The sequence below is a fragment of the Parabacteroides sp. merdae-related_45_40 genome (assembly GCF_001915675.1).
On record NZ_MNQY01000093.1, the window covers coordinates 1 to 5,632 of the forward strand.

4 protein-coding genes are annotated in these 5,632 nt (G+C 40.4%); all 4 read left to right on the plus strand.

Annotated elements, in window-relative coordinates; all coding sequences use genetic code 11:
- A partial coding sequence (locus BHV83_RS11185) for a type I restriction endonuclease subunit R, EcoR124 family (protein ID WP_286757527.1) occupies window positions 1-1,878 on the plus strand: 1,878 nt, incomplete at its 5' end.
- A gap of 8 nt (window positions 1,879-1,886) precedes the next feature.
- Window positions 1,887-2,591, plus strand: a complete 705-nt coding sequence (locus BHV83_RS11190) for a GIY-YIG nuclease family protein (protein WP_055170812.1) — start codon at window positions 1,887-1,889, stop codon at window positions 2,589-2,591.
- Window positions 2,592-2,595: 4 nt separating this feature from the next.
- Window positions 2,596-4,149, plus strand: a complete 1,554-nt coding sequence (locus BHV83_RS11195) for a type I restriction-modification system subunit M (RefSeq protein ID WP_055170815.1) — start codon at window positions 2,596-2,598, stop codon at window positions 4,147-4,149.
- Between the two features lie 7 nt (window positions 4,150-4,156).
- Window positions 4,157-5,563, plus strand: coding sequence for a virulence RhuM family protein (locus BHV83_RS11200; RefSeq protein ID WP_055170818.1), 1,407 nt, complete (start codon window positions 4,157-4,159; stop codon window positions 5,561-5,563).
- Window positions 5,564-5,632: the final 69 nt, after the last annotated feature.

A 5,632-nucleotide genomic window follows, 5' to 3' on the forward strand; every position in this document is an offset into this window, starting at 1 on the left:
GGAGCTGTGGATAGTACTGATAATACGGATGAACTTGTGAAACGCCTTCAAAGCAATTCCAAGATTATCATCACTACCATTCAGAAACTCAATGCTGCAGTCAGCAAGACGTGGTATAGCAACAAGATTGAAACTATTCGCCACTCACGTATCGTGATGATATTTGATGAGTGTCACCGTAGCCACTTTGGGGATAGTCATAAGAAGATTATGAAGTTCTTTGACAATGCTCAAATCTTTGGCTTCACGGGAACACCTATCTTTACTGAAAATGCGGTAGATGGGCATACTACTAAAGAGATATTCGGAAATTGTCTTCATAAATATCTTATTAAGGATGCCATAGCCGATGAAAACGTGCTTGGATTCCTTGTGGAGTATTATCATGGTAACGAAGTTGTTGACAACGACAATCAAGCTCGTATGGAGGAAATAGCCAAGTTTATCCTTAACAATTTCAACAAATCCACATTCGACGGAGAGTTTGATGCCTTGTTTGCCGTGCAATCCGTGCCGATGCTCATACGCTATTACAAGATATTCAAATCGTTGAATCCGAAAATCCGTATTGGTGCTGTGTTTACTTACGCTGCTAACAATAGTCAGGATGATGAACAGACTGGCATGGGCACAGGGCAGTATGCAAAAGTGAGCGTGGGCGAGGCGGATGAGCTGCAAGCCATTATGGATGATTATAACAATATGTTCGGCACTGCCTTTACTACAGAAAATTTCCGTGCCTACTATGATGACATCAATCTGCGCATGAAAAAGAAGAAAGCGGATATGAAACCGCTTGACCTTTGTCTTGTCGTGGGGATGTTCCTTACTGGTTTCGACAGTAAAAAACTGAATACACTCTATGTGGATAAGAATATGGAATATCACGGTTTGCTGCAAGCATTCAGTCGTACCAACCGAGTATTGAACGAAAAGAAACGTTTCGGTAAAATCGTTTGCTTCCGTGACTTGAAAAACAATGTTGATACGTCTATTAAATTGTTCAGCAACTCTGATAACCCTGAAGACATAGTACGCCCTCCGTTTGAGGATGTAAAAAAGGAATATAAATGCTTGGCAACAGAGTTCCTGAAAAAATATCCTACACCCGGCAGTATAGATTTTCTGCAAAGCGAAAATGACAAGAAAAATTTTGTTCTTGCATTTCGTGATATTATCCGTAAACATGCGGAAATCCAGATATACGAAGATTATAGTGAGGATGCGGAAGACCTTGGTATGACCGAGCAGCAATTCAACGACTATAAGAGTAAGTATCTTGACATTACAGTCGGGTTTATAGAACCGCCTGTAATTCCATCTGTAGTTGCAGAAGATCCTGTTCCGTATGGGAACAGTCAGGGATTAGAGGATATAGATTTCTGTCTTGAACTTCTACATAGCGACATTATCAATGTGGCTTACATTCTTGAACTTATTGCAGAACTTGACCCATATAGCAATGATTACTCAGAAAAGCGGCAACATATCATTGACACAATGATTAAGGATGCCGGGATGCGAGGTAAAGCCAAACTCATCGATGGCTTTATTCGGAAAAATGTTGATGAAGATAAGGAAAACTTCATGAGCGGACGTAGTAAGGCTGATGGTACAAGTGAATTGGAAGAGCATTTGAATCAATATATTGTATCTGAACGCAATAAGGCAGTAAACGATTTGGCGGACGATGAACAAATTTCTGCCGAAGTGCTGAATATATACATAAAAGAGTACGACTATTTGCAAAAGGAACAGCCGGAAATCATACAAAAGGCACTGAAAGAAAAGCATCTTGGTCTTATAAAAACAAGAAAAGCATTGACGAGAATCATGGAGAGATTGCGTAATATAATAAGAACATTTAATTGGGAGTAAATTCGGATATGGTAAAGACAAATGAACCCGGATATGTGTATATCTTGACTAATCCAAGTTTTCGTGAGGATTGGGTTAAGATTGGCAAAAGCGCACGCCCTGTCGATATACGTTCCAAGGAACTTGACAATACGGCAGTTCCGTTGCCTTTTGAAATTTATGCAACTATTCAGACTGTCAAATATAACGATGTTGAAAAGCATGTACACAAGACTATCGATAGATTGACGGATTTGCGTATTCGTCAGAATCGGGAGTTTTTCAATGTGCCGCCACAAATAGCTTTGGATATATTCAATGACATAGCCAAAATGATTGATGATGCTGTTGTTACTGTCTATGTTGATAATAAACCTGTTTGTGCTACAGAAAAAGAGTCATTGCCTGTCGTGCAGAAACGAATCGTAAAGCGGGGACGTTTTAAATTTAGCATGATAGGTATTAAAATAGGGGAATGCGTTACCTTTATTCCTACGAATACGGAAGTCAAAGTGGCAAGCGATGATTCCGTTGAATATGAAGGTCGTATTTATAAATTGTCCCCTTTTGTCGGAACGTTTATGCCAGAAGAAAAACGAAATACGTCAGGTGCATATCAAGGGGCAAAATATTTCTCATATCAAGGGAAAGTATTAGATGACCTTAGAAGCATAATAGAGAACAATATACCATTGTCGGAAAAAGATGTAATACAGAATAATATTGAGAAATAAAGATATGAGCGAAGAACTGCAACAAAAACTCCGTGACCAGCTTTGGGAGGTCGCAAACCGTTTGCGTGGCAATATGTCGGCAAGCGACTTTATGTATTTTACATTGGGTTTCATTTTCTATAAATACTTATCAGAGAAAATAGAAAAGTATGCCAACAATGCCTTGGTGGATGATGAGATAACCTTTAAGGAATTGTGGGAGATGAATGATGCCGATGCGGTCGAGTTACAAGAGGAGGCAAAGAATCAATGTCTGGAGAATATAGGCTATTTCATAGAACCGAAATTTTTGTTTTCATCTGTAATTGAGGCCATCAAACGAAAAGAAAACATTTTACCTATGCTGGAACGTTCATTGAAGCGTATCGAAGACAGCACACTTGGACAAGATAGTGAAGATGATTTTGGCGGATTGTTTTCAGATATTGATTTGGCTTCACCTAAATTGGGCAAAACTGCTGATGATAAAAATACGCTTGTCAGCAATGTACTACTTGCATTGGACGATATAGACTTTGGATTAGAGGCATCACAGGAGATTGACATATTAGGAGATGCTTACGAATATATGATTTCGCAGTTTGCGGCAGGAGCAGGAAAGAAAGCCGGAGAGTTCTATACTCCGCAGGAAGTCAGCCGTATCTTGGCAGAAATTGTTTCCATCGGACACCAGCGTTTGCGCAATGTCTATGACCCGACTTGCGGTAGTGGTTCGTTGCTTCTTCGTGCTGCCAGCATTGGAAATGCAGTTGATATTTACGGACAGGAAAAGAATCCGACAACTTATAATCTTGCCCGAATGAATATGTTGCTTCACGGTATCAGATTCAGTAACTTCAAGATTGAAAACGGAGATACGCTTGAATGGGATGCCTTTGGCGACACCCAGTTTGATGCGGTAGTCGCAAATCCTCCATTCTCTGCCGAATGGAGTGCTGCCGACAAATTTAATACCGATGACCGTTTCAGCAAAGCAGGGCGACTTGCGCCAAAGAAGACAGCAGATTATGCTTTTATCCTACACATGATTTATCACTTGAACGAAGGTGGTACGATGGCTTGTGTCGCTCCACACGGTGTTTTGTTCCGTGGTAATGCAGAAGGGGTAATACGCCGTTTCCTGATAGAGAAGAAAAACTATATAGATGCCATTATCGGTTTGCCGGCTAATATATTCTATGGTACAAGTATTCCGACCTGTATTCTTGTGATGAAGAAATGCCGTAAGGAAGATGATAATATTCTGTTCATAGATGCGAGCAAGGAGTTTGAGAAAGTCAAGACACAAAATAAACTGCGTAAAGAGCACATCGACAAGATTGTTGATACCTATCGCGAGCGAAAAGAAATAGAAAAGTACAGCCATCTTGCCACTTTACAGGAGGTTGCCGATAACGGCTATAATCTGAATATTCCTCGTTATGTCGATACTTTTGAAGAGGAAGAACCTATTGACATTAAAGCTGTAATGGCAGAAATCAAGGAGTTGGAAGCCAAACGTGCCGAACTCGATAAGGAGATTGAAGTATATCTTAAAGAATTGGGACTGGTTGAATAATAGTGTTATGGCAGAGATAGATAACATCCCGGAAATGCGTCCTTCATTCGACAATATCCGTCGTCACGATGAGAACGACAATGAATATTGGAGTTCACGTGACCTATGCGCTGCTATGGGATATTCGGCTTATTGGAAATTCCAAAAAGTCATAGACAAAGCAATCAAAGTAGCCGGCATAAAAGGAATGAATATTGACGAGCATTTCAACCAAGCGGTTGATATGGTGAAGATAGGCAGTGGCTCGTTCCGTAAAGTCAGTATCTTCCGCTTGTCACGTATGGCGTGTATGATTATTGCTGAAAATGCTGATGCAAAAAAAGTATTGGTACAACAGGCAAGAGATTACTTTTCTCAAACCATATCTACCAACGAATTGGTGCTCAACTCATATAGTTCCAATCTGTTACTATATAAAACCGCACAAGGAGAAGTTCGAGTAGAGGTAATATTCAATAGCGAAACATTCTGGATGTCGCAAAAGCGCATGGCGGACTTGTTTGGGGTGGATGTACGAACCATCAACTATCATCTTGGACAGATTTATGAATCCGGTGAACTTACCAAAGAGACAACTATCCGAAAAATTGGGATAGTTCAATCAGAGGGAGAACGAGATGTGGAGCGTACACCGTTGTTCTATAATTTGGATGCCATCATAGCGGTAGGTTATCGTGTCAATAGCTATCAAGCCACTCAGTTTCGTATTTGGGCTACGTCTGTCTTGAAGGAATTTGTCATTAAAGGATATGCTCTTGATGATGAAAGACTAAAACAGGGAAAGCATTTTGGCAAAGATTATTTTGATGACTTGCTGGAGCGTATTCGTGAGATACGCACATCGGAACGCAGATACTACCAGAAGATAACAGACATTTATGCGGAATGCAGTGCTGATTACGACCCGAAATCGGATTGTACTAAATTGTTCTTCAAAATGGTGCAAAATATGATGCACTTGGCTGTGACTAATCGTACCGCTGCTGAAATAGTGTATGAACGTGCCGACTCTGAAATGCCCCACATGGGATTGACAATGTGGAAGAAAGCACCCGATGGTAGAGTTCAGAAGTCCGATACGATTGTGGCAAAGAACTATTTGTCTGACAAAGAGATTTCCGAACTTAACGGCGTAACTAACGCATTTCTTGAATTTGCAGAACTTCGTGCCCAGCGCCACATCATAACAACGATGGAAGACTGGAAGCAACGTCTTGAACAGTTTCTTGGCACTATGGATTATAAGGCACAAGATACTGCCGGTAAAGTTTCACAAGAAGTAGCACGAGAGAAGGCGTATGGCGAGTACGAGAAATATAAAGTGATTCAAGACCGTTCTTTTATCTCTGATTTCGACCGGTTTAATAATGGCGACAAATTGTTGCCGTTTGATATTAACCCTGATAAAGAATAGATGATTATAAGAATAATAACGAAAATAAAATCCTCAATGTTCCAAATCTGAGATTCCCGGAGTTTAGTG